The following is a 23,139-nucleotide window of genomic DNA, read 5'->3' as shown; positions in this document are numbered from 1 at the left end:
GGGGGCGTCAGCTTATGAGGAAGCGCGCAAACATCCACCAAGCGGGTGCGCGGTGGGACGTTTATAAGACATTTAGCGGTGCCTAGGATACTGTCCGCGCGCCCGGGGACAGCCTTCCGGGCGTTCCACGCCCTTGAATGGAAAGGCGGCCCACCCCATGGCCGACGACACCACCACGCCCGTTCCCGTGGCCGCCGAGGCGACCCCGGCCCCGGTCGAGCACACCGCCGCCCCGGCCGACCCGAACGCGATCGAGCACGCCCTGGAGGTGCTGGCCGAGCAGCCGGCCGCCCCCGAGACGGAGCTCCCGGTCACCGGCGACAAGAAGACCGACGAGACCTTCGAGCCGCTCGGCACCGTCACCAACTGCCCCTGATCTCCGGTGGCCGAAAAGCCCCGGTCCGCTTGCGGGCCGGGGCTTTCGCCGTCAGGGCGTCACTGCGCCGAGCGGACCCGCAGGTTGGTGATCAGCGGGCCGTCGGTCACCTCGGCGAAGAAGTCGTTGCCCTTGTCGTCCACCACGATGAACGCCGGGAAGTCCTCGACCTCGATCCGCCAGACCGCCTCCATGCCGAGCTCGGGGTACTCCAGCACCTCGACCTTCTTGATGCAGTCCTGGGCGAGCCGGGCCGCCGGGCCGCCGATCGAGCCCAGGTAGAAGCCGCCGTGCTCGTTGCAGGCCTTGGTGACCTGCTTGGAGCGGTTGCCCTTGGCCAGCATCACCATCGAGCCGCCGGCCGCCTGGAACTGGTCGACGTAGGAGTCCATCCGGCCGGCCGTGGTCGGGCCGAAGGAGCCGGAGGCGAAGCCCTCGGGGGTCTTGGCCGGGCCCGCGTAGTACACCGGGTGGTCCTTCATGTACTGCGGCATGCCCTCGCCCGCGTCCAGGCGCTCCTTGATCTTGGCGTGCGCGATGTCGCGGGCCACCACCAGGGTCCCGGTGAGCGAGAGCCGGGTCTTCACCGGGTACTTGGAGAGCTCGGCGCGGACCTCGGCCATCGGGCGGTTCAGGTCGACCCGGACCACGTCGTCGTCGAGGTGCTCGTCGGTGGTCTCCGGCAGGTACTTCGCCGGGTCGGTCTCCAGCTGCTCCAGGAAGACGCCCTCGGCGGTGATCTTGCCGAGCGCCTGGCGGTCGGCCGAGCAGGAGACCGCCATCGCGACCGGCAGCGAGGCGCCGTGCCGGGGCAGGCGGATCACCCGGACGTCGTGGCAGAAGTACTTGCCGCCGAACTGGGCGCCGATGCCGATCTTCTGGGTCAGCTCGAAGACCTTCTGCTCCAGCTCCAGGTCGCGGAAGCCGTGCCCGGTCCTCGCGTCGCCGCCGGTCGGCAGGTTGTCCAGGTAGTGCGCGGAGGCGTACTTGGCGGTCTTCAGCGCGAACTCCGCGCTGGTGCCGCCGACCACGATCGCCAGGTGGTACGGCGGGCAGGCCGCGGTGCCCAGCGAGCGGATCTTCTGCTCCAGGAAGGAGAGCATCGACGACTCGTTGAGGATCGCCTTGGTCTCCTGGTACAGGTACGACTTGTTCGCCGAGCCGCCGCCCTTCGCCATGAACAGGAACTTGTAGGCGTCCCCGTCGGTGGCGTACAGCTCGATCTGGGCCGGCAGGTTGTTGCCGGTGTTCTTCTCGTCCCACATGGTCACCGGCGCCATCTGCGAGTAGCGCAGGTTCAGCTTGGTGTACGCGTCGTACACGCCGCGCGCGATGGCGGACTCGTCGGCGCCCGGGGTCAGCACGTTCTGCCCGCGCTTGCCCATCACGATCGCGGTGCCGGTGTCCTGGCACATCGGCAGGATGCCGCCGGCCGAGATGTTGACGTTCTTCAGCAGGTCCAGCGCCACGAAGCGGTCGTTCGGGCTGGACTCCGGGTCGTCCAGGATGCGGCGCAGCTGGGCCAGGTGGGCCGGGCGCAGGTAGTGCGAGATGTCGTGCATCGCCTCGGCGGTGAGCAGCCGCAGCGCCTCCGGCTCGACCTGCAGGAAGGTGCGTCCGCCGGCCTCGAAGGTGGAGACGCCCTCGGAGGTGAGCTTGCGGTACGGCGTGGTGTCCGCACCGAGCGGGAGCAGGTCGCTGTAGGCGAACTCTGGAGCCATGGGGAAGATCCTCAGTTCTTTCTTCGGCTTCGTCGACGAGGCACCGTCCAGGGTAGGCGCTGCGGGAGCGGCCCCGGCGGGCAGGTAAGCCTGCGTGACGGGGGTCACGCGCTTTGCGTCGAACCATCGTTCGGGCGGCGGGCGTGCTCGCTAGGCTTGTGACGTGGACAACTCTCCCGCGCAGCACCCGCAGGGCCAGCAGCCCGCGCCGAAGCCGAACCACCCCGCCCCGGCCGCCGAGCTGCGGGCCTCGGACGCCGACCGCGAGCGTGTCGCCGACCTGCTGCGCGACGCCTACGCCGAGGGCCGGCTCACCGTCGACGAGCACGCCGAACGCATCGAGGCGGCCTACACCGCCCGCACCTTCGGCGAGTTGGAGCCGCTCACCCGCGACCTGCCGAACCACCCCGGCGCGGTCCGGCACGACCTGACCAAGCCCCCGCTGGAGGCCCCGGCCGCCGCCCCGCGGCCGCCGCTGCCCCCGGCCCGGGCCGAAGCGCCCACCATGGTCGCGGTGTTCGGCGGCGCCACCCGCAAGGGCCGCTGGCGGGTCGGGTCCCACCTGAAGGCCGTCGCGGTCTTCGGCGGCGTGGAGATCGACCTCAGCGACGCGGTGTTCGAGTCGCCCGAGGTGGTGATCGAGGTGGTCGCGGTCTTCGGCGGCGTGGAGATCAAGGTCCCCGAGAACGTCAGCCTGCACGGGAGCGGCACCGGGATCTTCGGCGGCTTCGAGGTCCGCGAGCAGACCGCCGCCGACCCGTACGCCCCGGTGGTGCGGCTCAAGGGCGCCGCGGTCTTCGGCGGCGTCGAGGCCAAGCCGGCCCGCGGCAAGAAGCTCCGCGAGTGGGTCCGCCGACAGCTGGAGGGCTGACCGGCCGGGCTGACCAGCGGTGTTCCGACGGAGCGTCAACTCGCTTCGCGGCACTCGTTGTTGCCTCGAGTGCAGGCTGTAGCCGGATGCGTGCGGTGTGCATGAATCGGTGAGTGGCGGGGTAGTTCCAATCGCACATCACTCCTGTACGGCTGTGACCCCGCGGGTCGGCGACGGTGCCACGGCGGGAGCACGGGGCAGTCGGGCAGGAGGCGACCCATCCCCGAGCCGTGAGCCTGGTCAGGAGTAACCGTGCTGCATCCGATCGAGTCCAGCGCACCAGCCGCCGCCCGCCGCCCGGCGGCGCCGCCCGACCTGGACGACAGCCCCTGGCACACCGGCGCCGCCTGCCGCAGCGACGAGGCCGGGCTGTTCTTCGCGCCCTCCAAGGAGCCGACGGCCGCCCGGTTGTCCCGCGAGGAGCAGGCCAAGCGGGTGTGCGCCCGCTGTCCGGTCCTGCTGGAGTGCCGCGAGCACGCCCTCGCCCAACCCGAGCCGTACGGCGTCTGGGGCGGCCTGACCGCCGCCGAACGCCGCGTCGTCCTCGCCAGGAGGCGCCGCCGCGAGGCGGAGATCCGCGACGCGCGGAGGCTGAGCACCCGGATAGCCGGCTGACAGGACGACGACAGGGGCGCCGGGGGAGGTCCCCCGGCGCCCCTGTCGTCCGCCGTCGTCCGCTCGCGGAGCGTCAGTTCGCCCGGTCGAAGTCGATCGCGCTGTAGGCCCGCAGCTTCGCCAGCTTGTGGGTGGAGTCGATCTGCCGAATCGTTCCGCTCTTCGAGCGCATGACCAGCGACGAGGTGGTCGCGGTCTCCTGGCGGTAGTGGACGCCGCGCAGCAACTCGCCGTCGGTGATGCCGGTGGCGACGAAGAACACGTTCTCGCCGCTGACCAGGTCGTCCGTGCTGAGCACCCGGTCCAGGTCGTGGCCGGCGTCGAGCGCCTTCTGCCGCTCCGCCGCGTCCTTGGGCCACAGCCGGCCCTGGATGACGCCGCCCATGCACTTCATCGCGCAGGCCGCGATGATGCCCTCCGGGGTGCCGCCGACACCCATCAGCAGGTCGATGCCGGTGCCCTCGCGGGCGGCCATGATGGCGCCGGCGACGTCGCCGTCGGAGATGAACTTGATCCGGGCGCCGGCCTCGCGGATCTCCCGGACCAGGTCGTCGTGGCGGGGCCGGTCGAGCACCACCACGGTGACGTCCTCGACGGCGGAGCCCTTGGCCTTGGCGACCCGGCGGATGTTGACCGCGGCGGGGGCGGTGATGTCCACGTAGTCGGCGGCCTCGGGGCCGCAGACCAGCTTGTCCATGTAGAAGACCGCGCTGGGGTCGAACATGGTGCCGCGGTCGGCGACCGCCAGCACCGCGACGGCGTTGTTCATGCCCTTCGCGGTCAGCGTGGTCCCGTCGACCGGGTCGACCGCGACGTCGCACTCGGCGCCGGTGCCGTCGCCGACCCGCTCGCCGTTGTAGAGCATCGGGGCCTCGTCCTTCTCGCCCTCGCCGATGACGACGACGCCGTTCATCGAGACGGTCGAGACGAGGGTGCGCATGGCCTTGACGGCCGCGCCGTCGGCGCCGTTCTTGTCGCCGCGGCCGACCCAGCGGCCGGCGGCCATCGCCGCGGCTTCGGTGACCCGGACCAGTTCGAGGGCGAGGTTGCGGTCGGGGGCCTCCGGGGCGACCTCCAGAGCGCGGGGAAGTGCATGCGGGTACTGCGTGGTCATCGTCGTGACCTCTCTGTACGCGACGGCCAGTGAGCGCCCGGCCACTGCCTGGCAGGAACGCTGCGTTGAGGGTGCTGCGATCGTATCCGCACGTGGGACCGGCGTCTGTGGCGCACTCCCCGGCGCACCGCGACAGGACCCCGGGGGCGGCGGCCGGTGCACGGGTCGGGCATAAGCGACGCCTACCATGTGCGGGTGGCAGGCAACAGCAGCAACAGGGGCCGTCAGACGGTGCGGGACATGGTCCTGTCCATGGCGGCGATCGGCGTCGTGGTGGCGATCGGGTACTTCAGCATCCCGAGCGCCGAGAGCAAGGACGGGGTGCACCCCGTCTCGTACCGGGTCGAGCTGGCCTCGGCGAAGCGCGCCGCCCCGTACCCGCTGCTCGGCCCGGAGGGCTTGCCGGACGGCTGGCGGGCCACTTCGGTCAGCTACGCCAAGGACAAGCAGGGCCACAACGTCTGGCACCTCGGCTTCAACACCCCGACCGGCCAGTACGCGGCGATCGAGCAGAGCGACGGCAGCGCGGACGCCGTGGTGGCGGAGAACGTCCCCGGCGGCAGGCCGGACGGCAGCTCCAGCGTCGCCGGCCAGGAGTGGCAGCGCGTCCAGGGCGACCGCTACCGGGCGCTCACCCGCCCCAGCGGCAGCGCCACCACGGTGCTCACCGGCACCGCCTCGTACGAGGAACTCGCGCAGCTCGCCCAGTCGCTGAAGTAGCGTCGGCGCCGGGAGACGCACGAAGGGCCGCCGCCGCGGCGGGGGCCCTTCGCGTCGCACGCACCGGATCAGACGGTGGTGACGACCTGCTCGTAGGACAGGCGCGGGCTGCGCGGGAACCACGCCTCCTCGCCCGGCTTGCCGATGTTCACCACGGCCAGCACCGAGTGCTCGCCGTCGCCGAAGAACTCCTTGTTCAGGCCCTGGGCGTCGTAGCCGGTCATCGGGCCGGCGGCCAGGCCGGCCGCGCGCACGCCGATGATGAAGTAGGCGGCCTGCAGGGCGCCGTTCAGGGTGGCGGAGGCCTCGCGCACCGGGCGCTCGGAGAAGAACATGTCCTTGGCCTGCGGGAAGTGCGGCAGCTGCTCCGGCAGTTCCTCGTGGAACTCGTTGTCCGCGGCCAGGATCGCCACCAGCGGGGCGGTCAGGGTCTTCGCCTTGTTGCCGTCGGCCAGGTGCTGCACGAGGCGCTCGCGGGCCTCCGTGGAGCGGACCAGGACCACGCGCAGCGGCTGCTGGTTGAACGCGGTCGGGCCGAACTTCACCAGGTCGTAGATCGCCTGGACCTGCTCGTCGCTGACCGGCTCGTCCGTGAAGGTGTTGGCGGTCCGGGCCTCGCGGAACAGCAGGTCCTGGGCGGCGGCGTCGAGTGCCAGGGTCATGATGTCCTACCTCAAGCTGGGGGCGGGGTTCTCGGTGCGGGCGGAGTGCCGCACGGTGCCTTCCAACTTCGGTGAACGTTAAACAATTCCTCGGGGCGATCGTGACGTGTCTCACACCGCCCCGGGCGTCACTCCCCGGCGGACTCCTCCGCCGCCAGCGCCGCGTCCAGCCGGGCCCGGGCGCCGTCCAGCCAGCGCTGGCAGACCTTCGCCAGCTGCTCGCCGCGCTCCCACAGCGCCAGCGACTCCTCCAGCGACGTCCCGCCGTTCTCCAGCCGCCGGACCACCTCCAGCAGCTCGTCCCGCGCCTGCTCGTACCCGAGCGCCTGCTCCGGAGCCGCTCCGCCGCCCTGCTGTTCTGCCATGCCGCCCAGGTTAGGCGCTGCGGCCGACAAAACCCCTCGTGGCCCGGCAAAACCGTTTGCGCCCCCGCCTACGCTGCCGGACATGAGCACCCCGAACACGCCCCGCCCGGCCCGGCCGGAGGACGCCGCGGAACTGGTCCGGCTGCGCACCCTGATGTTCGAGTCGATGCAGGGCGAGGCCCGCCCCGGCCCCTGGCAGGACACCGCACTGCGGCTGCTGACCCGTCAACTCGCCGAGCCGCTGCGACGGTTGCAGGCCTTCGTGGTCGACGACCCGGACCGCCCCGGCGCCCTGGCCAGCTGCGCGGTCGGCACCCTGGAGGAGCGGCTGCCCGCCCCCGGCCACCCGGACGGGCGGTTCGGCTTCGTCTTCAACATCTGCACCGACCCGGCCCGCCGCGGCCGCGGCCACGCCCGGGCCTGCACCGCGGCGCTGCTGGCCTGGTTCGACGAACAGCGGGTCACCCGGATCGACCTGCACGCCACCGAGGGCGGCGAGGCGCTCTACCGCAGCCTCGGCTTCCACGAGCACTCCACCGCGCTGTCCCGCCAGCGGCTGCTCGCCGACTGACCGCCCGCCGACTGGCCGCCCGCCGGCGCGCCGCCCGGCCGCCGCGGGCCCACCGTGATCCGGGCGGCCGCCCGGACGTCCTCGGCCAGCGAACGGCGAAGGTTCAGCCGGGCCCGGTAGGTGAGGGTCTTCACCGCGCCGACCCGCAGCCCGATCCGGTCGGCGATCTCGTGCGAGCTGAGGTCCTCCCAGTACTTCAGGGTCACCACCACCCGCTGACGCTCGTTCAGCACCTGCAGCGCCGCGCAGACCCGGGCCGCCTCGGCGGCGGCTATCACCGACTCCTCGACCCGCACCCCCGAGTCGCGGTCGGCGACCGCCGCCACCGCGGACTCCCGCCGGGTCGAGCGGCGCTTCTCGTGGTCGAGCAGCACATTGCGGGCGATGGTGAACATCCACGCGCCGAGATCCTTGCCGGTCCACCGATAGCCTCGAATTCCCGCCATTGCCCTGACAAAAGTGTCCTGGGCGAGATCCTCGGCCAGTGGCCGATTGGCGGTCCGGCGGAGCAGGAACGCGAGCACCGCGCCGTGATAGCGGCGGTACAGCTCCGACCAGGCATCGGGGTCACCGGACTTCGCGGCCTCGATCAGCGCGGGCGTCACCACCGGTCTGTCGGATGGGGAGGGGTCCATGCCGAACCTCCGGGAGGGCTCCGGAAAAAGGGAAGGGCCGTCACGCTACGACTCGGTACAAGGCGGTGCAAGCAGTTCGCGGGAATCACCCGCGAATGCCGCGAAAGAGGTGGAGCCGAGGGGGCTCGTTGGGATTCCCGCGAGCCGGGTTCCGAACCGCCGGGGAATTCCTGACAGTCAGTCAGGCATTTCCCCCACCCGCACGTCGAAGGCGCCGCCGGCCACCCGGGCGTGCAGCCGCTCGCCGTCCGCGACCTGCCCCGGGTCCGTCACCACCGCGCCGTCCGGCCGCTGCAGCACCGCGTACCCGCGCTCCAGCGTGGCCAGCGGCGACAGCGCCACCACCCGGGCCAGCGCGTGCCCGAGATCGGTCTGCGCATGGTCCAGGCGGTGCCCCAGCACCCGCCGGGCCCGCTCCGCCAGCGCCGCCACCTCCTCGCCGCGCGCCTCCACCGCCCGGGCCGGCGCGGCCAGCGCCGGACGGCTGCGCACCGAGGCCAGCCCCGCCAGCTCCCGGTCCACCCGGTGCTGCACGTAGCGGCGCGCCCGGTCCCGCAACTGCCGCACCCGGGCCAGCTCCTCGCCGACGTCCGGCACCACCCGCTTCGCCGCGTCGGTCGGGGTGGACGCCCGCAGGTCCGCCACGAAGTCCAGCAGCGGCTGGTCCGGCTCGTGGCCGATCGCGCTCACCACCGGGGTGGCGGCCGCGGCCACCGTACGGATCAACTCCTCGTCGGAGAACGGCAACAGGTCCTCCACGCTGCCGCCGCCGCGGGCCACCACGATCACCTCGACCTCCGGCAGGGCGTCCAGCTCGCGCACCGCCGCGCACACCTGCCGCGCCGCCTGCGGCCCCTGCACCAGCACGTTCCGCACCTCGAAGCGCACCGCGGGCCAGCGCCGCCGGGCGTTCTCCAGCACGTCCCGCTCCGCCGCCGAACCGCGGCCGGTCACCAGGCCCACGCAGCCCGGCAGGAACGGCAGCGGCTTCTTCCGGGCCTCCTCGAACAGGCCTTCGGCGACCAGCTTGCGCTTCAACTGCTCCAGCCGGGCCAGCAGTTCACCGAGCCCGACGAGCCGGATCTCGCTCGCCCGCAGCGACAGCGTGCCGCGCGCCGTGTACCACTCCGGCTTCGCGTGCACGATCACCCGCGAGCCCTCCTGCACGGCCTCCGCCACCTGCTCGAACACCGAACGGAAGCAGGTCACCGTCAGCGACACGTCCCGGTCCGGGTCCCGCAGCGTCAGGAACACCATCCCCGCCCCCGGCCGCCGGCTCAGCTGCGCGATCTGCCCCTCGACCCACACCTCGCCCAGCCGATCGACCCACCCGCCGATCAGCGCCGAAACCTTCCCCACCGGCAGCGGGGCTTCAGGAGTGCTCGGATTGGCCATACCAGCAGGCTAGCGCCGCCCCGCGACACCACGACCCGTCAGCGCGGCCCGTCCGGCACCGGCACGCCGGCGGCCCGCTCGCGCGTCGCCGCCAGCGCGTCGGTGAGCCGGTGCTTCAGCGCCCGCGACAGCGGCCGTTCGACCAGCCGGTGCACCAGCCAGGCGGCCAGCAGCATCCCGGCGGTGAGCAGCCCGACCAGCGGCCACGGCGCGATCCGGCCGTGCAGCAGCCGGATCGCCGTCCAGCCGATCTCCTCGTGCATCAGGTACAGCGGGTAGGTGAGCGCCCCGGCGATGGTCAGCCACCGGCCGCGCAGCCAGGACAACTTGCCCAGCGCGAGCGCGATCATCGCCAGGTACCCGAGCGTCATCAGCGCGATCGCGGGCATCTCGCGCATCGGGTGCCCCAGCTGGTCGCTCAGGCCGAGGCTGTAGCGGGCCACCTGGTTCACCGAGAACAGCCACGACAGCAGCACGATGCCCCACAGCAGCGGGGTCGGCCCGTGACGGTACATCAGGTACATCGCGATGCCCGCCACGAAGTACGAGGAGAACTCCGGCATCACCACGTAGTCGGCGAACGGCAGCCGCCCCGCGAACACCGAGGCCACCGACCACAGCAGGCAGAACGCCACGACCCGGCGGTAGGTCAGGCCCTTCCAGACCACCAGCGCGAACAGCAGGTAGAAGCGCATCTCCACCCAGAGCGTCCAGTACACCGCGTCCACCGAGCCGACGCCGAGCGGCTCGTGCAGCATCGTCAGGTTCAGCAGCACGTCCCGCACGTGGGCGGGATGGTGCAGCACCGGCCACAGGGTCAGCACGGCGGTGGTGGCCAGCACCGCGAACCAGTACGCCGGGTACAGCCGCACCACGCGGGAGACGAAGAACGCGCCGAGCCCGCGGCCCCAGCTGCTCATGCAGATCACGAAGCCGCTGATCAGGAAGAACAGCTCGACGCCGGTCCAGGTGTAGGTGCCGAACCGGGACGCGGTGGGGAACACCTGGGCAGTCGTGCGGCCCCACGCGTTGTGTGCGGCGTCCGGCCCGCCGCCGTAGCCCACGTAGTGGTGGAACACCACCAGCAGGGCGGCCACCAGCCGCAGTCCGTCCAGGGCGACCAGGCGGGGCCGACGGGAGATCTTCGGCGCGGCGGCGGGGAGGACCGCGCCTGTCCGTTCGGGCACGAGCGTTGTTCGCATTCCGCGCATGCTAGCGACTGTGAAACGGAATCTGCACATCCGTTCGATCTCAATTGCGACCGCGGGTCGCACCCTGCACCCCCAGGACCGTCAGGCCGGCTGCCAGCCAGATCGCGCCGACGACCTGGGCGGTGTGGGAGGCCTCGACCAGGACGGCGACGAGGACGGCGATGCCGAGCAGGGGGACGAGGACGTGGCGGGTGCGGTCGGGGGAGTGGTGGCGGACGGCGTACCAGCCGATCACCGAGGCGTGCAGGAGGACGAAGGCGGTCAGGGCGCCGACGTTGACCACCGAGGTGAGCTGGTCGAGGCCGTCGTCGCGGCGGGCCGCCCACACCGCCGCCACCAGCGTCACCGTCGCGGCCGCCAGCAGGGCGCGCCGCGGGACGGCGGTCCGGGCGTCGACCGTGCCGAGCATCCGGGGCAGGCGGCCCTCCCGGCCCATCGCGAAGACCAGCCGGCCGGCCGCGGCCTGGCCCGCCAGCGCGGCGAACGCGGCGCCGATCGCCTTGCTGGCCGCGATCAGCACGTGCAGCCAGTGCCCGACGCCCGCCTCGACGGTGTCGTAGAAGGCCGAGCCCTGGGCGGCCGGGTCGGCGGCCAGCTGAGCCGGCGTCATGGGCTCCAGCACCGCGGCGAGGTACGTCTGCACCGTGAACAGCAGGCCGGCCAGCGCCAGGCACCACAGCACGGCCCGCGCGACCGCCGCCGAGGCGCCGACCGCCTCCTCGACGAAGGAGGCGATCGCGTCGAAGCCCAGGTAGGACAGGACCGCGACCGACACCGCCGACAGCACCGCCGTCAACGAGCTGTGTCCGTTTCCTTGGGCGCCGACCCCCTCGAACGGGGACCACCAGTCGCGGGCGGCGCCGTGCCGGGCCAGCTCCACGGTGGCGGCGACCACGAAGACCGCCAGCACCGCGATCTCCATCGCCAGCACCGCGAAGCCGACCGCCGCGGCCGTCCGCACCCCGACCAGGTTCAGCGCGGTGGTCACCAGCACCGCCAGCACCGTCCACACCCAGCGCGACACGCCCGGCACCAGCGAGTTGAGCGCGATGCCGGAGAACAGGTACGCCACCGCCGGGATCAGCAGGTAGTCGAGCATCGCCATCCAGCCCGCGACGAAGCCCGGCCCCTCGCCCAGCCCGGCCCGTGCGTAGGCGAAGACCGAACCGGTCTGCGGGACGGCGCGCACCATCAGCGCGTACGAGTAGGCGGTGAAGCCCATTGCCACGGTCGCCACCAGGTACACCGCGGCGACCGCGCCGTGGCTCTTGGCGTCCAGCACGCCGAAGACGCCCACCGGGGCCATCGGGGCGATGAACAGCAGGCCGTAGACCATCAGGTCGCGCACCCCGAGGGTGCGGCGCAGGGTGCTCGTCTCCGGGGGTGCGCTCACCCTCGCCATTCCACCACCGGGACGCGTTCGGCCCCGGGTGGCGACGCGCGTGGGAGCCCGCCGGACTCGCCCGTACGATGGAGCCATGTCCACCAGCACTCAGCGCCGCGTCCTGCTCGCCGCCCCCCGGGGCTACTGCGCGGGCGTCGACCGCGCCGTGATCGCCGTGGAGAAGGCCCTGGAGCAGTACGGGGCGCCGATCTACGTCCGCAAGCAGATCGTCCACAACAAGTACGTCGTGCAGACCCTGGAGAAGCAGGGCGCGATCTTCGTCGACGAGACGGAGGAGGTGCCCGAGGGCTCGATCGTGGTCTTCTCCGCGCACGGCGTGGCCCCCTCGGTCCACGACGAGGCCGAGGCCGGCAAGCTCGCCACCATCGACGCCACCTGCCCGCTGGTCACCAAGGTGCACAAGGAGGCCGTGCGCTTCGCCGACGAGGACTACGACATCCTGCTCGTCGGCCACGAGGGCCACGAGGAGGTCATCGGCACCATGGGCGAGGCCCCGGACCGGATCCACCTGGTGGACGGTGCCGAGGACGTCGCCAACGTGCAGGTCCGCGACGAGTCCAAGGTCGTCTGGCTCTCGCAGACCACCCTGTCGGTCGACGAGACCATGGAGACCGTCGGCGAGCTGAAGAAGCGCTTCCCGCTGCTGGTCTCGCCGCCCAGCGACGACATCTGCTACGCCACCCAGAACCGCCAGGTCGCGATCAAGAAGCTGGCCCCCGAGGCGGACCTGCTGATCGTGGTCGGCTCCAAGAACTCCTCCAACTCGGTCCGCCTGGTCGAGGTCGGCCTGGAGTACGGCGCCAAGGCGGCCCACCTGGTCGACTTCGCCGACGAGATCGACGAGGCCTGGCTGGACGGCGTCGAGACGGTCGGCCTGACCAGCGGCGCCTCGGTGCCGGAGATCCTGGTCGAGGGCGTCCTCGCGTACCTCGCCGAGCGCGGCTTCGGCGACGTGCAGATCGTCAAGACCGCCGAGGAGCACCTCACCTTCTCGCTGCCCAAGGAACTCCGCCGCGACCTGCGCGCAGAGGCCGCCGGCAAGGTCTGACCCGACGACGCCCGCGCGGTTCGACGCCGCCCACACGCGCTTCGACCCGAGGTCGGCGACGACGCCCGGATCCCCTCCCGAGGGGGTCCGGGCGTCGCCCGTGCGGACGGCGGGCCTGCGATAACGGCTGCGGCCGTCGGCCCGCGCCCGTACGTTGGTGCGGAGGCCGGCGGGCAGCGGACGCCCCCGGCGCCACGGAGGCGACGAGCCCCCGGCTCAACGGAGGCGGCAACAGCGATGACGACGGTCTTCGGCGTGGACATCGGCGGTTCGGGCATCAAGGGCGCCCCGGTCGACCTGGCCAAGGGCGAGCTCACCCACGAGCGGCACAAGGTGCTCACCCCGCACCCGTCCGAGCCCGACGCGGTGATCGAGGCGGTCTGCGAGGTGGTCCGGCACTTCGACCACCAGGGGCCGGTCGGACTCACCTTCCCCGGCGTGGTCGTCGCCGGGCAGACCATGACCGCCGCCAACGTCGACAAGGGCTGGATCGGCCTGGACGCCGCCGCCCGGTTCAGCGAGGCGCTCGGCCTGCCCGCCACGGTGGTCAACGACGCCGACGCGGCCGGCATCGCCGAGGTCACCTTCGGCGCGGGCCGCGACCAGCGGGGCGTCGTCCTGCTGCTCACCTTCGGCACCGGCATCGGCAGCGCCCTGTTCTCCGACGGCGTGCTCGTCCCCAACACCGAACTCGGCCACCTCGAACTGCGCGGCAAGGACGCCGAACGGCGCGCCTCCTCCGCGGCCAAGGAACGCCACGACCTCAGCTGGCCCGAGTGGGCCGGCCGGGTCGACGAGTACCTCGACCTGGTCGAGATGCTGTTCTCCCCGCAGCTGGTGATCGTCGGCGGCGGGGTCAGCCGCAAGCACGAGAAGTTCCTGCCGCTGCTGAAGGACCGCCGGGCCCGGATCGTCCCCGCCGAACTGCGCAACGACGCGGGCATCGTGGGCGCGGCGATGGCCGCGGGCGCCAGGGCCCTGCCGTCCGGCGAGCCGGTGGTGGCGGGCCGCTAGCGGCCGCGCGGCCTGCGGGACGGGCGTCGGCTCGGGCTCGCCGGACGGGCGTCGGCTCCCGCGTACCGGACCGGTGTCAGCTCGGGCTCAGCGGATCCGGCGGTGGTGGCGCTGCGCCAGGTAACGGGCCGTCACGATCGCGGCGGCCAGGCCGGTGCCGGTGAACAGCCAGCCCGCCCGTAGCGCCAGGCCGCCGGCCAGGGACACCAGCTGGCCGGTGACGCCGTGCGCGGTGACCGGCTGGAACAGCACCAGCGCCGCCGCGAAGGCGATCGGGCCGCAGATCGGCGCGGCCGGCAGGTCCGAGTACCGCACCCGCACGGCCAGCTGGAAGCACACCACCAGATAGCCGAGCCCGAACAGCACTCCGAGCCCGCCGAACAGCAGTCGGTCCAGGCCGGCCACCGCGAGCGTCCCCGCCGTGGCGACGACCCCCGTCCCGACCGCGGTCAGCCGGGCCGGCCGCCCGGTGCCCGGCTTCCGGCGGGCCAGCGGCAGCCGCAGGCGCACCTGCGGCAGGGTGCGGGGGCCCCGTCGCGGACCGGCCGACCGCAGCCGGGACTCGGGGGGCTTCGGCTGTCCCGGTACGGCGGCCTCGACGGCGCCGCGTCCCGGCGGTCGCCTTCTCGGCCCTGGCGGCTGGGTACGGATGCTCTGCTCCACCCGACCAACGTACGGTCCGATCATCGACACCCTGTGTAATGGCCGCCGAGGAATTGTCCGTGTCCGCCCGGGCCGCGCCCCGGGTGGTGCGCGTGCGCTCGACGACCGCTTCCGGAGGGCCACCGCGCGCCCCGTAGACTGGGGGATCGGCCCGCACGCGGCGCCGCTCGACGGAGACCAGCCGGGCTCCACGCCCTCCAAGCCACGGGACAAAAGCCTTCATGTCGCTCACGATCGGAATCGTCGGCCTGCCGAACGTCGGCAAGTCGACCCTGTTCAACGCCCTGACCAAGAACGACGTGCTGGCGGCCAACTACCCGTTCGCCACCATCGAGCCGAACGTCGGCGTGGTCGGCGTGCCGGACGACCGGCTGGCCAAGCTTGCCGAGATCTTCGGCTCGCAGCGCATCCTGCCCGCCACGGTCGACTTCGTCGACATCGCCGGCATCGTCCGCGGCGCCAGCGAGGGCGAGGGCCTGGGCAACAAGTTCCTCGCGAACATCCGTGAGGCCAACGCGATCTGCCAGGTCGTCCGGGCCTTCACCGACCCCGACGTGGTGCACGTCGACGGCAAGGTCTCGCCCAAGGACGACATCGAGACCATCCACACCGAGCTGATCCTGGCCGACCTGCAGACCATCGAGAAGGCGCTGCCCCGGCTCCAGAAGGAAGCCCGGCTCAAGAAGGACACCGCGCCGGTGCTGGCCGCCGCCGAGGCCGCCCAGGCGGTCCTCGAGACCGGCAAGACCCTCTTCGAGGCCGGCTTCGACACCACCCTGGTCCGCGACCTGCACCTGATGACCGCGAAGCCGTTCCTCTACGTCTTCAACGTCGACGAGGACGAGCTCTCCGACGAGGACTTCAAGGACGCCCAGCGCGCCCTGGTCGCCCCCGCCGAGGCGATCTTCCTGAACGCCAAGATCGAGTCCGAGCTGATCGAACTCGACGACGCCGAGGCCCTCGAACTCCTCCAGTCGATGGGCCAGGACGAGCCCGGCCTCGCCACCCTCGCCCGCGTCGGCTTCAACACCCTCGGCCTGCAGACCTACCTCACCGCAGGCCCCAAGGAAACCCGCGCCTGGACCATCAAGAAGGGCGCCACCGCCCCCGAAGCCGCCGGAGTCATCCACACCGACTTCCAGAAGGGCTTCATCAAGGCCGAGGTCACCTCCTTCCACGACCTCGTCGAAGCCGGCTCCCTCACCGAGGCCCGCGCCAAGGGCAAGGCCCGCATCGAGGGCAAGGACTACGTCATGCAGGACGGCGACGTGGTGGAGTTCCGCTTCAACGTGTAGGACTGCGCGCGCACTGCACATCAGGCGTCGAGTCGAACGTGCACGTCAGAGGGGCCGGACTCGGCTGAGTCCGGCCCCTCTGACGTGATGGTGTCTGACATTTCTGACGTCGAGTCAGCGGCATTCAGGTCTCGTAGACGGTGGACCGGTGTCCCACGTGAACGACCCAGACCACCAGTTCCCCGTTGTCGATCGTGTAGACGACGCGGTAGTCGCCGACGCGCAGACGGCGGCGGTCGGGCTGGGACACGAGTGCGGTGGTGTTGAAGCCGAGTGGATCGCTTTCCAACTCGGTCAGTTTGGCCAGGATGCGCAGCGCCATGTCGCGAGGGACCTTCCTGAGCTCGGCCTGCGCCTCGGGGCGGAAGATGGTTCGGTACTCACTCACGGCGCGCCAGCGTCTCCCTCATGACGTCCTCGATCGGGATGCCGGGTGCCGGGTTGGCCATGCGGTCGTCGATGATCCGGTTGATCTCGCGCTCTTCCCACTCCTGGTACTTGCGCAGCACCTCGATGGAGACGACGGCGGCGACCTCCTTACCGCGGCGCGTAATCACCGTGGGTACGTCGTCGCGGTCGGCGCGCTCCACGACCTCCGCCAAGTGTGCACGCACGTCGCGGATGGACTCTATGGGCAGTGGCTGCGTCATGCGCTCAAGCGTACCGAGTGTCCCATGTGTACACAACGGGAGCTGAAGTGGTGGGCGGCCCGCCTTGCCGCGGTCGCGGGTGCCGGACCGGAGTCACCGGCCGAGGAGCTGGTCCAGGTCGAGGGTGATGTCGAACGGCACCGGGCGCTGCAGCCTCCCGCGGAAGATGCCGGTGGGGGCGTAGCTGCGGGTGGGGGCGTCGAGTTCGTAGACGTGGACGACGGGGGAGTTCGACTCGTCCTCGATGATCCAGTAGTGCGGGATTCCCGCCTCGGCGTACTTGCGGAGCTTCACGGTGCGGTCGCGGTGGGCGGACTCGGGGGAGACCACCTCGACGACGAGGGATACCTGTCGGGGGTCGTACCAGGTGCTATCAGGCTCGAAGGGCGTGGTGGTCACCAGGAGATCGGGCTCCGGGCGGTTCCGGGAATCGAGGCGGACGGTCATCTCGCGGGCGACCTCGATACCGGCGGGCGCCTGCCGGGCCAGGGCGAAGGTGAGCGTGGTGACGAGGTGGCTGTGCCGGGACTGCTGCGGCCGGCGGAAGACCAAGGCGCCGTCGATCAGTTCGGTGTGGGGCGGAGCCTCTGGGAGGTGGTCGAGGTCGTCGGCGTACCAGCCCTCGGGGCGTGGCGGGTGCATCCAGGCGGGGAGCGCGGTCACCGGGGCACAGTAGCGCGCGAGGGCGGCGTAGACAGTGTCTACAGGGGGTGGTAGACAGTGTCTATGGATGAGCAGGGGTCGTTGCGGGAGCGGTTGGTCGACGCCGGGGTGGAGCTGGTGCTGGCTGAGGGGTCGGGGGCGGTGGGGTTGCGGGAGATCGCTCGGCGGGCGGGGGTGTCGCACGGCGCCCCGCGGAGGTACTTCGCCACGCATCAGGCGTTGTTGTCGGCGGTGGCGCGGCGGGGGTTCGAGGAGTTGGCGGGGCGGTTCGAGGCTGCGGTGGCGGGGGCGGCGGGGCCGCGGGAGAAGGTGGCGGCGTTCGCCCGGGTGTACGTCGCGTTCGCGGGGGAGCGCCGCGGGATGTTCGAGTTGATGTTCCGTCACGACCTGCTGAACGGGGACGGGGTGGCCGAGGGGCAGCCGAGGTTGCGGGAGGCGACGCGGCCGCTGTTCGGCGAGATGGCGCGGCTGGTGGGGGAGTGCCTGGGGGAGCCGGCGCGGGCCGGAGTGGTGACGGCCGCGCTGTGGACCAACCTGCACGGGTTGGCGCAGTTGTGGGGGTGGGGGAGCGTGCAGCTGATGCTGGGGGAGCAGGCGCGGGTGGACGCGTTGCTGGACGCCGTGCTGGACGCGCACCTCGGGCCGGTCGCGGCGTGAGCGCCCGGCTGGCGCTGCCGGTGAGCGCGGCGGCGGCCATGCTGGTGGCGTTGGACGGCACCGTGCTGCTGCTCGCCCAGCCCCGGATGAAGAGCGAACTGACGGCCGGCACGGCCGAGTTGCAGTGGACGAGCACCGCCTACCTGGTGGCGGTCGCCGCACTGCTGGTGCTGGCGGGCCGGCTCGGCGACCGGTATGGGCACCGGCGCACCCTGGTCGCGGGGGTGCTGGGCTTCGGCGCGGCCTCGGCGGGCATCGCGGTGGCCCCCTCGATCGGGTGGGTGATCGCGCTCCGGGCCGGGCAGGGCGCGTTCGGGGCGCTGCTGCAGCCGGGGACGCTGGCGTTGCTGCGGCTGTGCTGCCCGCCCGAGCGCCTGGGGCGGGCGATCGCGGTGCGCACGGGGGCGATCGCCGTGGCGGCCGGGCTGGGCCCGCTGCTCGGCGGGGTGCTGGTGGCGGACTTCGGCTGGCGGGCGGTGTTCTGGATCAACGTGCCGCTCGCCGTGCTGATCGCCGGACTCGCCGCCGCGCTCCGGATGCCCCGGCCGTCCGGGCAGCAGGACGAGCAGCGGCTGGACCTGGCCGGCGCGGCGCTGCTGGCCGCCACCCTCGCCATCCTGGTGCACGCCCTCGCGCAGGTCCCGGAACGCGGCTGGCGGACGGCCGCGACGGTGGGCGAACTCGCCCTCGCGGCCGGACTGGCGGCCCTGCTGATCGGGCACGAGCGGCGCGCCGCGCACTCCGTGGTGCCCGCGGCGGTGGCGCGGTCGCGGCCGGTCAGCGCCGCGCTGGCGCTGCTGCTGACGGCGTCCGCCGGACTGTTCGGCACCCTGTTCAGCACCACCTTCCGTCTGCAGGACGCGCTGGGCATCGGCCCGGTCGGCGCCGCGCTGCGGATGCTGCCGCTCACCGCGCTGATGGTGCTCGGCGCACCCGTCGCCGAACGGGCGCTGCGCCGCCACGGCCCGCGCCGCACCGCGCTGGCGGGGACGCTGCTGCTGGTCGCCGGGATCGCCGGCCTGGCCGGACCGGCGCAGGGGGGTGGTGCGACGGCGGCGACCGGCCTCGCCTCGGCGCTGCTGGGAGCCGGGTTCGCGGCGGTCATGGTGACGGCGACGGGCAGCGTGGTCGGTGACGCGCCGCCCGGATACGCGGGCGCGGTGGGCGGGTTGAAGCAGACCGCGATGAACGTCGGCCCGACGCTCGGCATCGCCACCGCGGCGGGCGCCGGCCCGCACGGCACGCTCCCCGCCCTGGCGGTGCTCGCCGCGCTCGGGCTGGCCCCCGCGGCGCTGCTGCCCGCGGGGACGGAGCGGGGAACCGGACCCGCGGCACGGGCACCGGTAGCGCCCTGAGCTGCGAACGCCGTGCCAGGCTGAAGCGGGTACGGAGCGGAGGAGGAGTGCGGGTGGCGGCCGGGGTGCTGAGTTCGGTGGTGCTGGACTGCCCGGATCCGGAGCGGTTGGCCGGGTTCTACCGGGAGTTGACGGGCTGGGAGGTGACGTACCGCAGCGAGGCCTACGTGTTCCTCGGGGACGGTCCGGTGCGGATCGGCTTCCAGCGGGTGGGCGGTTACCAACCGCCGCCGTGGCCGGCGGACGGGGCCCGTGCCCGCCTGGACTTCACGGTGGCGGAGCTGGACCCGGCGGTCGAGGCCGCGCTCAGGGCCGGCGCCACGCGGCCGGAACACCGGGCGGGCGGCGAGCACGGGGTCACGCTGCTGGACCCGGACGGACACCCGTTCTGCCTCGCCCGCCCGCGCTAGTCCGCCGCGGGATGCTGCACGAGGAGACGAGAGGAGACGAGGAGAAGGTGGGAACCCGCCGATGATGGACGAGGTCGAGGTGTTCCACGAGGTGGACGGCGAGCGGCTGGCCTGCCTGGTGCTGGAGCCGGTCGGGGCTGTTCGGCCGGGGACGGCGCTGGTGATGCACGGGGCGGGTGCCGACCGGTCGCAGGGGCTGCCGCTGGCACGGGAGTTGGCCGGAGTGGGGTACGGCGCGGTGGCGTTCGACTTCTCCGGGCACGGCGGCAGCAGTGGCGGGGCCGAGCGGTTCTCGTTGGCACGCGGGCTGCGCCAGGCGCTCGGCGTGCTGGAGCGCTTCGCTCCGGACGGCCCGGTGCTGCCGGTGGGGTTCTCGATGAGCGCGCAGACCGTCGCCGACCTGCTGCCCGTCCTCGGCGGCCGGGTGCGGGCGGTCGGCCTCGGCGCCCCGGCGGTCTTCCCGCGCGAGGCCTGGGGCCTGCCGTTCGGCGACCCCGGGTTCGGCCGCGCGCTGCGGGATGCCGAGGGCTGGCGCGACAGCACGCTGTTCGGGTCGCTGGCCGACTACGCGGGATCGGCGGTGCTGTTCGTGCCCGGGCGGGACGAGGTCGTCCCGCCCGGGATGACGGAGGCCGTCGACGCGGCACTGCGCACCCGCGCGACCGTCACCCGGCTGACCCTGCCGGGCGCCGACCACGTCCTCGGCCCGTGGCTGGCGGAGCACCCGCGGGAGCGGGCGGCGCTGGCTGACGCACTGCTGTGCGCCACGGACTGAACCGGGAACCGAGCGTCCCGCCGACCGCCCGGCCGCCCGACCGCCCGCCCGGCCGCCCGCCTGACCGAACGTCCCGTCAGTCGCACGTTCCGTCAGTCAGACGTCCCGTCAGCCACCCGCTCGTCAGCCGAGCGTGACGATCAGTCCGCCGTCCTCCGTGGGGCTGACGGTGACGCCGGCGAGGTCGGGGACGTGGTGGTCGGGGTGGTGGGCGGCGGCCCGGGGGCCGATGCCGAGGACGGGCATGCCGGCGGCGCGGGCGGCGGCGATGCCGGCCTCGGAGTCCTCCAGGACCAGGCACTCGGCGGGGACGACGCCGAGTTCGGCGGCGGCCTTGAGGAAGCCCTCGGGGTCGGGCTTGCTGGCGCCGACCTGCTCCGCGGTGACCAGCAGCGGCGGGAGGGGGACGCCGGCGGCGGCCATCCGGACCCGGGCCAGGGCGTCGTCGGCGGAGGTGACCAGGGCGTGGGGGAGGCCGGCCAGCGACTCCACGAGGCGTCGGGCACCGGGGACTTCGACGACGCCGTCGGTGTCGGCGGTCTCCTCGTCGAGCATCAGCCGGTTCTCGGCGAGGTTCTGCTCGACCGGGCGGTCGGGGAGCAGGACGGCCATGGTCAGGTGGCCCTGGCGGCCGTGGACGACCTGCATCACCTCGTCGCCGTCCAGGCCGACCCGGTCGGCCCAGCGCCGCCAGCAGCGCTCGACCACCGCATCGGAGTTGACCAGCGTGCCGTCCATGTCGAGCAGGACGGCCCGGACCGGCAGGGTGACGACGGGCATCGGGACTCCTCGGGAGACGCCTCGGGAAGAGGTTCCGCACCCGGGCGGGGGCGGCGTTTGTTCCTCAATCATACAAACGTCGCCGTGAGGGAGGCCTCAGCCCACCAGATGGGCGTTGACCGCCCGCGCCGCCTCGGCCAGCTCGGGCAGCTCGACCACCTCGATGCCCGCGGCGGTGAGCAGCTCGGTGCCCTGGCAGGCGGCGACGAACAGCGAGGGCTCGCGCCAGGCCATCACCACCCGGGCGACGCCCGCCGCGACCAGGAGTTCGGCGCACGGGTGCGGACGGGAGGCGCGCTGGCCGCACGGCTCGAGGGTGCTGTACACGGTCGCGGTGCGCAGGCGCGGGTCGTCGGCGGCGAGCTTGCCGAGGGCGGCCTCCTCGGCGTGGTTGACCGCGTCGACCTCGCGGCTGAAGCCCTCGCTGAGCACTTCGCCGTCCGCGCCGACGATCACCGCGCCGACCGAGAACGCGGTCTCGGAGGGCGGGCAGCGCTTGGAGAGTTCGATGGCGCGGACGAGCCAGTCGCGGTCAGTGGTCATCGGGGGACTCCTTCGGGGCGTACCGCAGCAGGACGACGTCCCCCACGGTACGGGCCTCCAGCAGGCGCATCCGGCGGGTGGGGCCGCCGGGGTAGGCGGCCGGGCCGAGGAAGCGCGGGGCGTCGGGCTGGCCGACCAGCAACGGGGCGACGGCGAGCTGGAGTTCGTCGGCCAGGCCCTCGGCGAGGAACTGGGTGTGGACGCTGCCGCCGCCCTCCACCATCAGCCGGCGCACCCCGCGCGCACCGAGGTCGTCGAGCACCGCGCCCAGCGGGACCGCCGTGCCGAGGCCGACCACCTCGGTGTCGGGGGCCCCGGCGAGCGCGGCGCGCAGCGCGGGGGCGGCGGCGTCGGTGGTGTAGGCGAGCTTGGCGCCGCCGGTGTGCCAGAACCGCAGCTCGGGGGCGAGGCCACCGCGGGCCGACAGGGTGACCTTCAGCGGGTACTCGGGCAGGCCCGCGGCGAGCCGATCGGCGCGCCGGCCGGGGGAGTTGACCAGCAGTCGGGGGTTGTCCGCGCGCAGGGTGCCGCTGCCGACCAGGATGGCGTCGCTGGCGGCGCGCAGGGCGTCGACCCGGTCGAAGTCCTCCGGGTTGGAGAGCAGCAGCCGGTCGGGGGAGGCGTCGTCGAGGTGGCCGTCGATCGAGACGGCCGCGCTCAGCAGGACGTGGGGGCGGGGCACGGGGCGCACTCCAGGGTCGGTGGACGGGCGGGGTCCACCGTACGACGGGTCGTGCGGCGGGTGGATCACGCCGGGGAGTGGTGGACGGATCAGGCGGGGCGCGGTGGACGCCTCACGCGGGCGGTGGCGGGTGGATCACGCGGGGCGCGGCGGCAGCGGCAGCGGGAGGCCGGGCAGGCCGTCGATGCTGGTGGCGATGTAGTCCTTGCCCTCGCAGTAGGCGCCGAACTCCTCGTCGGTCTTGCGGTCGAAGTACTGCTCGTGCAGCTCGCGGTCGGAGCGGTAGTCCATGAACGGCACGGCGAACCCGCAGGAGTCGCTGACCCGTTCCGCCCGGACCAGGATGATCGCGCGCAGCGCCGAGCCGTCGGCGGCGTCGTCGAAGTGGCCGAGCAGCCCGGCGAACCGCTCGTCGTCGCGGAAGACCGGCTCGCCGCGGCCGTGCACCCGCACCACGGTCGGCGGGCCGTCGAAGGCGCACCACATCAGGGTGATCCGCCCGTTCTCCCGGAGGTGGGCGATGGTCTCGGCGTGCGAGCCGCCGAAGTCCAGGTAGGCGACGGTGAGTTCGTCGATCACCGCGAGGGTGCCGGAGCGGCCCTTGGGGGAGAGGTTGACGTGGCCGTCGCCGGCGAGCGGGGCGCTGGCGACGAAGTAGACGGGCTGCTGCTCGATGAACGCGCGGAGTCGGCCGTCGATGCGTTCGTAAGTCTTTCCCATGGCGTCGATTCTGCTCCCGGACCGGTGCGGCGGGCGAGCTGATAACGACTCAGTCTTGTGATGTGAGACGAGATTGTCCGAGGAGTGGACCTCCGTCCTATCCTGGTGGAGCCGCCCCCGACGAGGAGGGAATCTCAATGATCGTGTCAAGCCGTCTGCGTGACCGACGGGGCGGAGGTGAACAGCCTCTTGTCACGCAGCATCGCCCACAGCACATCGACAC

General features: G+C 72.8%; 26 protein-coding genes and 1 pseudogene. 12 read left to right on the top strand and 15 right to left on the bottom strand.

What is annotated here, in order from left to right:
* Positions 1–157: 157 nt before the first annotated feature.
* Positions 158–376, top strand: a complete 219-nt coding sequence (locus tag AB0K51_RS08040; protein WP_363451800.1) for a hypothetical protein — start codon at positions 158–160, stop codon at positions 374–376.
* Between the two features lie 59 nt (positions 377–435).
* Here AB0K51_RS08040 and AB0K51_RS08035 read toward each other — a convergent pair whose 3' ends face one another.
* Positions 436–2,097: a fumarate hydratase gene (locus AB0K51_RS08035; protein WP_363451798.1), complete on the bottom strand. Its 1,662-nt coding sequence runs from the start codon at positions 2,095–2,097 to the stop codon at positions 436–438.
* Between the two features lie 163 nt (positions 2,098–2,260).
* On the opposite strand from AB0K51_RS08035, the gene AB0K51_RS08030 reads away from it, so the two are divergent.
* Both AB0K51_RS08030 and AB0K51_RS08025 read left to right on the top strand, forming a co-directional pair.
* Complete coding sequence (locus AB0K51_RS08030) at positions 2,261–2,968, top strand: DUF1707 domain-containing protein (protein ID WP_363451796.1); 708 nt, start codon at positions 2,261–2,263, stop codon at positions 2,966–2,968.
* A gap of 264 nt (positions 2,969–3,232) precedes the next feature.
* Positions 3,233–3,583 carry a WhiB family transcriptional regulator gene (locus tag AB0K51_RS08025; RefSeq protein WP_363452085.1) on the top strand — a complete coding sequence of 117 codons (351 nt, stop codon included), beginning with the start codon at positions 3,233–3,235 and terminating at the stop codon, positions 3,581–3,583.
* Between the two features lie 73 nt (positions 3,584–3,656).
* On the opposite strand, the gene glpX is transcribed toward AB0K51_RS08025, so the two are convergent.
* The gene (glpX, locus tag AB0K51_RS08020) at positions 3,657–4,697 is read right to left on the bottom strand and encodes a class II fructose-bisphosphatase (protein WP_363451794.1); all 1,041 of its coding nucleotides are present in this window, start codon (positions 4,695–4,697) and stop codon (positions 3,657–3,659) included.
* A gap of 195 nt (positions 4,698–4,892) precedes the next feature.
* Here glpX and AB0K51_RS08015 point away from each other — a divergent pair, with 195 nt between their 5' ends.
* A complete protein-coding gene (locus tag AB0K51_RS08015; RefSeq protein ID WP_363451792.1) occupies positions 4,893–5,417 on the top strand; it encodes a DUF4245 domain-containing protein in 525 nt (174 codons plus the stop codon).
* Between the two features lie 68 nt (positions 5,418–5,485).
* On the opposite strand, the gene AB0K51_RS08010 is transcribed toward AB0K51_RS08015, so the two are convergent.
* Both AB0K51_RS08010 and AB0K51_RS08005 read right to left on the bottom strand, forming a co-directional pair.
* On the bottom strand, positions 5,486–6,079 hold the full coding sequence (locus AB0K51_RS08010) for a malonic semialdehyde reductase (RefSeq protein WP_363451790.1): 594 nt from the start codon (positions 6,077–6,079) through the stop codon (positions 5,486–5,488).
* Between the two features lie 128 nt (positions 6,080–6,207).
* Positions 6,208–6,444, bottom strand: coding sequence for an exodeoxyribonuclease VII small subunit (locus AB0K51_RS08005; protein WP_363451788.1), 237 nt, complete (start codon positions 6,442–6,444; stop codon positions 6,208–6,210).
* Between the two features lie 82 nt (positions 6,445–6,526).
* Between AB0K51_RS08005 and AB0K51_RS08000 the strand changes: the two genes are divergently transcribed.
* Positions 6,527–7,015 (top strand): GNAT family N-acetyltransferase, encoded by a 489-nt coding sequence (locus AB0K51_RS08000; RefSeq protein WP_363451786.1) that lies wholly within the window; start codon positions 6,527–6,529, stop codon positions 7,013–7,015.
* Here AB0K51_RS08000 and AB0K51_RS07995 read toward each other — a convergent pair.
* From AB0K51_RS07995 to AB0K51_RS07980, 4 genes are all read right to left on the bottom strand, one after another.
* Complete coding sequence (locus AB0K51_RS07995; protein WP_363451784.1) at positions 6,949–7,650, bottom strand: RNA polymerase sigma factor; 702 nt, start codon at positions 7,648–7,650, stop codon at positions 6,949–6,951. The two genes, AB0K51_RS08000 and AB0K51_RS07995, sit on opposite strands and share 67 nt — an antisense overlap.
* Before the next feature lie 177 nt (positions 7,651–7,827).
* Positions 7,828–9,045, bottom strand: coding sequence for an exodeoxyribonuclease VII large subunit (gene xseA, locus AB0K51_RS07990; protein WP_363451782.1), 1,218 nt, complete (start codon positions 9,043–9,045; stop codon positions 7,828–7,830).
* 38 nt (positions 9,046–9,083) lie between these two features.
* A complete protein-coding gene (locus tag AB0K51_RS07985) occupies positions 9,084–10,247 on the bottom strand; it encodes an acyltransferase (RefSeq protein WP_363451780.1) in 1,164 nt (387 codons plus the stop codon).
* 49 nt (positions 10,248–10,296) lie between these two features.
* Positions 10,297–11,658, bottom strand: coding sequence for an APC family permease (locus tag AB0K51_RS07980; RefSeq protein ID WP_363451778.1), 1,362 nt, complete (start codon positions 11,656–11,658; stop codon positions 10,297–10,299).
* Between the two features lie 76 nt (positions 11,659–11,734).
* Here AB0K51_RS07980 and AB0K51_RS07975 point away from each other — a divergent pair, with 76 nt between their 5' ends.
* Together AB0K51_RS07975 and ppgK are read left to right on the top strand one after the other, a co-directional pair.
* On the top strand, positions 11,735–12,709 hold the full coding sequence (locus tag AB0K51_RS07975) for a 4-hydroxy-3-methylbut-2-enyl diphosphate reductase (RefSeq protein WP_363451776.1): 975 nt from the start codon (positions 11,735–11,737) through the stop codon (positions 12,707–12,709).
* Between the two features lie 237 nt (positions 12,710–12,946).
* Entirely contained in the window at positions 12,947–13,723 is a 777-nt protein-coding gene (ppgK, locus tag AB0K51_RS07970; protein ID WP_363451773.1) for a polyphosphate--glucose phosphotransferase, read from the top strand.
* An 87-nt stretch (positions 13,724–13,810) separates the two neighbouring features.
* On the opposite strand, the gene AB0K51_RS07965 is transcribed toward ppgK, so the two are convergent.
* Entirely contained in the window at positions 13,811–14,233 is a 423-nt protein-coding gene (locus tag AB0K51_RS07965) for a DUF6542 domain-containing protein (RefSeq protein ID WP_363451770.1), read from the bottom strand.
* A gap of 374 nt (positions 14,234–14,607) precedes the next feature.
* Between AB0K51_RS07965 and ychF the strand changes: the two genes are divergently transcribed.
* Entirely contained in the window at positions 14,608–15,681 is a 1,074-nt protein-coding gene (gene ychF, locus AB0K51_RS07960; RefSeq protein ID WP_363451768.1) for a redox-regulated ATPase YchF, read from the top strand.
* A gap of 124 nt (positions 15,682–15,805) precedes the next feature.
* On the opposite strand, the gene AB0K51_RS07955 is transcribed toward ychF, so the two are convergent.
* The 3 genes from AB0K51_RS07955 to AB0K51_RS07945 all read right to left on the bottom strand — a co-directional run bounded on the left by AB0K51_RS07955 (position 15,806) and on the right by AB0K51_RS07945 (position 16,994).
* Complete coding sequence (locus AB0K51_RS07955; protein ID WP_363451766.1) at positions 15,806–16,069, bottom strand: type II toxin-antitoxin system RelE/ParE family toxin; 264 nt, start codon at positions 16,067–16,069, stop codon at positions 15,806–15,808.
* On the bottom strand, positions 16,062–16,331 hold the full coding sequence (locus tag AB0K51_RS07950) for a type II toxin-antitoxin system Phd/YefM family antitoxin (protein WP_363451765.1): 270 nt from the start codon (positions 16,329–16,331) through the stop codon (positions 16,062–16,064). Before AB0K51_RS07950 ends, AB0K51_RS07955 begins: the two co-directional genes overlap by 8 nt.
* Positions 16,332–16,424: 93 nt before the next feature.
* Positions 16,425–16,994: a Uma2 family endonuclease gene (locus AB0K51_RS07945; RefSeq protein ID WP_363451764.1), complete on the bottom strand. Its 570-nt coding sequence runs from the start codon at positions 16,992–16,994 to the stop codon at positions 16,425–16,427.
* Positions 16,995–17,057: 63 nt separating this feature from the next.
* Between AB0K51_RS07945 and AB0K51_RS07940 the strand changes: the two genes are divergently transcribed.
* The 4 genes from AB0K51_RS07940 to AB0K51_RS07925 all read left to right on the top strand — a co-directional run bounded on the left by AB0K51_RS07940 (position 17,058) and on the right by AB0K51_RS07925 (position 20,191).
* The gene (locus tag AB0K51_RS07940; RefSeq protein ID WP_363451762.1) at positions 17,058–17,651 is read left to right on the top strand and encodes a TetR/AcrR family transcriptional regulator; all 594 of its coding nucleotides are present in this window, start codon (positions 17,058–17,060) and stop codon (positions 17,649–17,651) included.
* 38 nt (positions 17,652–17,689) lie between these two features.
* Positions 17,690–19,006 carry an MFS transporter gene (locus AB0K51_RS07935; RefSeq protein WP_363452083.1) on the top strand — a complete coding sequence of 439 codons (1,317 nt, stop codon included), beginning with the start codon at positions 17,690–17,692 and terminating at the stop codon, positions 19,004–19,006.
* A 53-nt stretch (positions 19,007–19,059) separates the two neighbouring features.
* Positions 19,060–19,416 (top strand): VOC family protein, encoded by a 357-nt coding sequence (locus AB0K51_RS07930; RefSeq protein WP_363451760.1) that lies wholly within the window; start codon positions 19,060–19,062, stop codon positions 19,414–19,416.
* Between the two features lie 61 nt (positions 19,417–19,477).
* Positions 19,478–20,191 carry an alpha/beta hydrolase gene (locus tag AB0K51_RS07925; protein WP_363451758.1) on the top strand — a complete coding sequence of 238 codons (714 nt, stop codon included), beginning with the start codon at positions 19,478–19,480 and terminating at the stop codon, positions 20,189–20,191.
* A 123-nt stretch (positions 20,192–20,314) separates the two neighbouring features.
* Here AB0K51_RS07925 and AB0K51_RS07920 read toward each other — a convergent pair whose 3' ends face one another.
* The 3 genes and pseudogenes from AB0K51_RS07920 to AB0K51_RS07910 form a co-directional block, all read right to left on the bottom strand.
* Positions 20,315–20,971: an HAD-IA family hydrolase gene (locus tag AB0K51_RS07920; RefSeq protein WP_363451756.1), complete on the bottom strand. Its 657-nt coding sequence runs from the start codon at positions 20,969–20,971 to the stop codon at positions 20,315–20,317.
* A gap of 96 nt (positions 20,972–21,067) precedes the next feature.
* Positions 21,068–22,196 (bottom strand): annotated as a pseudogene (locus AB0K51_RS07915) (dihydrofolate reductase family protein).
* A 135-nt stretch (positions 22,197–22,331) separates the two neighbouring features.
* Entirely contained in the window at positions 22,332–22,916 is a 585-nt protein-coding gene (locus AB0K51_RS07910) for a pyridoxamine 5'-phosphate oxidase family protein (protein WP_363451754.1), read from the bottom strand.
* Between the last annotated feature and the right edge of the window lie 223 nt (positions 22,917–23,139).

It is taken from the genome of Kitasatospora sp. NPDC049285 (assembly GCF_040678815.1).
Taxonomy (GTDB): Bacteria; Actinomycetota; Actinomycetes; order Streptomycetales; family Streptomycetaceae; genus Kitasatospora.
This window is presented reverse-complemented; position numbering and strand designations above follow the sequence as displayed.